This window comes from Candidatus Sysuiplasma acidicola (genome assembly GCA_019721035.1).
Classification (GTDB): domain Archaea; phylum Thermoplasmatota; class Thermoplasmata; order Sysuiplasmatales; family Sysuiplasmataceae; genus Sysuiplasma; species Sysuiplasma acidicola.
In genome coordinates, this window is the sequence record JAHEAA010000034.1 from 1 (window position 1) to 2,367 (window position 2,367).

At 42.2% G+C, this 2,367-nt stretch carries 2 protein-coding genes; both read left to right on the forward strand.

Features of this window, described 5'->3' with window-relative positions; translation table 11 throughout:
- Nucleotides 1–465: 465 nt before the first annotated feature.
- Nucleotides 466–1,389 (forward strand): hypothetical protein, encoded by a 924-nt coding sequence (locus KIS30_09955; protein ID MBX8647058.1) that lies wholly within the window; start codon nucleotides 466–468, stop codon nucleotides 1,387–1,389.
- 115 nt (nucleotides 1,390–1,504) lie between these two features.
- Nucleotides 1,505–1,909 carry a hypothetical protein gene (locus tag KIS30_09960; protein MBX8647059.1) on the forward strand — a complete coding sequence of 135 codons (405 nt, stop codon included), beginning with the start codon at nucleotides 1,505–1,507 and terminating at the stop codon, nucleotides 1,907–1,909.
- Nucleotides 1,910–2,367: the final 458 nt, after the last annotated feature.

The window sequence follows — 2,367 nt, forward strand, 5'->3', positions numbered from 1 at the left end:
TAAAACGGCAGGCAAGAGGATTTTTGGTGGAGATCCTGATTGAATGTGTATGCCAGAACGCCAAATTTCAGGAAGCTCGACGTATCACAGCAACAATGTGTTACGTATATCAACTGTTTCGGAGACGGTACGGCAACACATCAGCACATCGGCAGAGATTTGCCCAGTTTGATTGTCACGCGTACATAACATAGCGGTGAGAAGAAAAAAGAAATCCACATTGGCCAGGGTTTTCCATCTCCGTTCACTGTCGTGTCAATCGGGTTCTATCGGACATACAGAGAGAAATGACTGCAATACGGCAGAAATTGCTCATGCCAATATCGATCAAGAAATAATCAGGTTTGTATTTTAACTGCATTGTGTGGGATAAACAGAACACTTTGCCTTTACTTGATACGACGGAGCCAGTTAGGTTACATTTTCAGAGGTTTCCTGAATACATATCACTGCTTCAGGTATTGAATGGGGTATGCCATGCAGACTTTGTATCATGACGGAGACAACCTTATAAGTGACAAAACCGGCAAAGGTTTATTACAAACCGAGTGGGCAGTTCTGATGGAAAACACATCAAATGGGGGCGTCGACTATTTATATAGTAATATACACTACAAAACCTGCTTATCAAAAGAGATTACATTAGGTCAAATACCACAAATCTGTTCCAGAGAGATGAAAATCATGGGAGCGTCAACCGATATCAGGAGTAAGGAAGATAATCGATTGAAGAGTAAGGATAATCCAAGACTAGTACAACTCAGATTCATGGTAATACTCAGAGATGAGATTTCAACTGAAGGGATTAGAGCACTTCATTCAGTTCAAGGATTTGAAATGGATTTTCAGATTCCAACAATAGCGGCTAGTGCACAGGGCTCGATATCAATTGGAGTACCGTCTTTTCTGAAAATTGGCAATATCGATCAAGGGGACATATTCATCGGCAACGTGGCCTATAAGTCAGCTAGAAGAGGTACCATCCAATTGATCCCAAAAGATCAAAAAGTCGCTGAGGCAGAAAAGTATTACACAACTTTAACAAGATTAGTGAATGAAGTGAGGATGAAGAATTCGCCTCTTTTTTACGAGTTTGACTATAATACAATAGTTGATCGAGCATTAGGTGACATCCCATCGTCCAATCTACCTTTGCTGAAAACGATGAAAGATCCACTAGCATTTGGCATCAGAATCTTCGAAGGAGATGTTTCAAGCGACGACGTACTCGGCAAGCCATGGAAGCAGATTACTATTGAACCGTTTACGCAGGATCTCAAGAGAACCCTTGTGAGTGCCATATACAGAATCTCTCCCACAGACAGCCTTAAGATTGACCAAGTGATGGATGACATTGAGGCGCTTCTGAGAAAAATGGAGGCGCGTTGAGATGCAGCTAAGCTTTCAAAATGAGATAAGTACGCTTCATGCGGAGTCGTTAGGAAGCGTCCAAATTGAGGCATTTCCAAATCGAGGAGCGCCTGACTTCGGAAAGGCGAGCCAGGTGATCGATGAAGAGTTTAGGTTTGAAAATAGAGCCTCAATAATCGATTTCATAGAAGCAGTAAGAGAATTCTTGAGGCGGGGTGAATTGTTAGAAACGATTAAGGGGTTACACAGCTTTACAGGAGAAGATACCATCAAGTATATCGAAACAGAGCTTGACGACCCAGCAATTGTCGAGCTTGGTCAATTACTGTCAGATTTGAAACTGGAATTTGTAAATCTTGAGGGCCCATTTATCACTTACGAACTTGATCCAGAGACCCATGAGTTTGCGTTTTTCAACATAGTATTCAGGGATGGTGATTGGAATAAATGGAAGGAAATTGAGAACTATTTGATGTCCAGACAAAACCTCACCAAGGGGATGGTGACTGTTACGTGCCTTCAGGGACTAACAGAATAGCAGAGCTGGATCCCAATTCATACCTTGCTTCGATAACAAAGAGAGTAACTACTTTTAGCTCAGAAGTCGAGTTAAGGCGCACAATTAGTGCAATCTATTTTTGTCTTTTTAATTACTGGGCAGCGAAAGCTTATGCCAGAGGTGAAAGAGGTCCTCAAGAAGAAGACGGATTTAGTTTCAGCAAGTTTAGCAGTGTTCTTGCCCAAAATAACCTAGGAAGAGAGCTCATAACCATACATAGCTTCAGAACCGCTGCGGACCACCATATACTGAACCCAGCAAACTTTCCAATTGGGGACCAAACTGTGAGGAAACTATTAGGATCAGGAACAAGACAAAATATCAGTATAGACACTGCTGATAGTGGGACATAAGTCCACTATCTTGCAGTCATGTTGAAAAGATTGTGCCATGTGCCCTTGCACATGGCGGCGGTCCTGATTCTGTCCTCCCTTCTC

Coding starts and splice junctions, on each gene's coding strand:
- KIS30_09955 (MBX8647058.1), top strand. CDS start 466: ATGGGGTATGCCATGCAGACTTTGTATCATGACGGAGACAACCTTATA.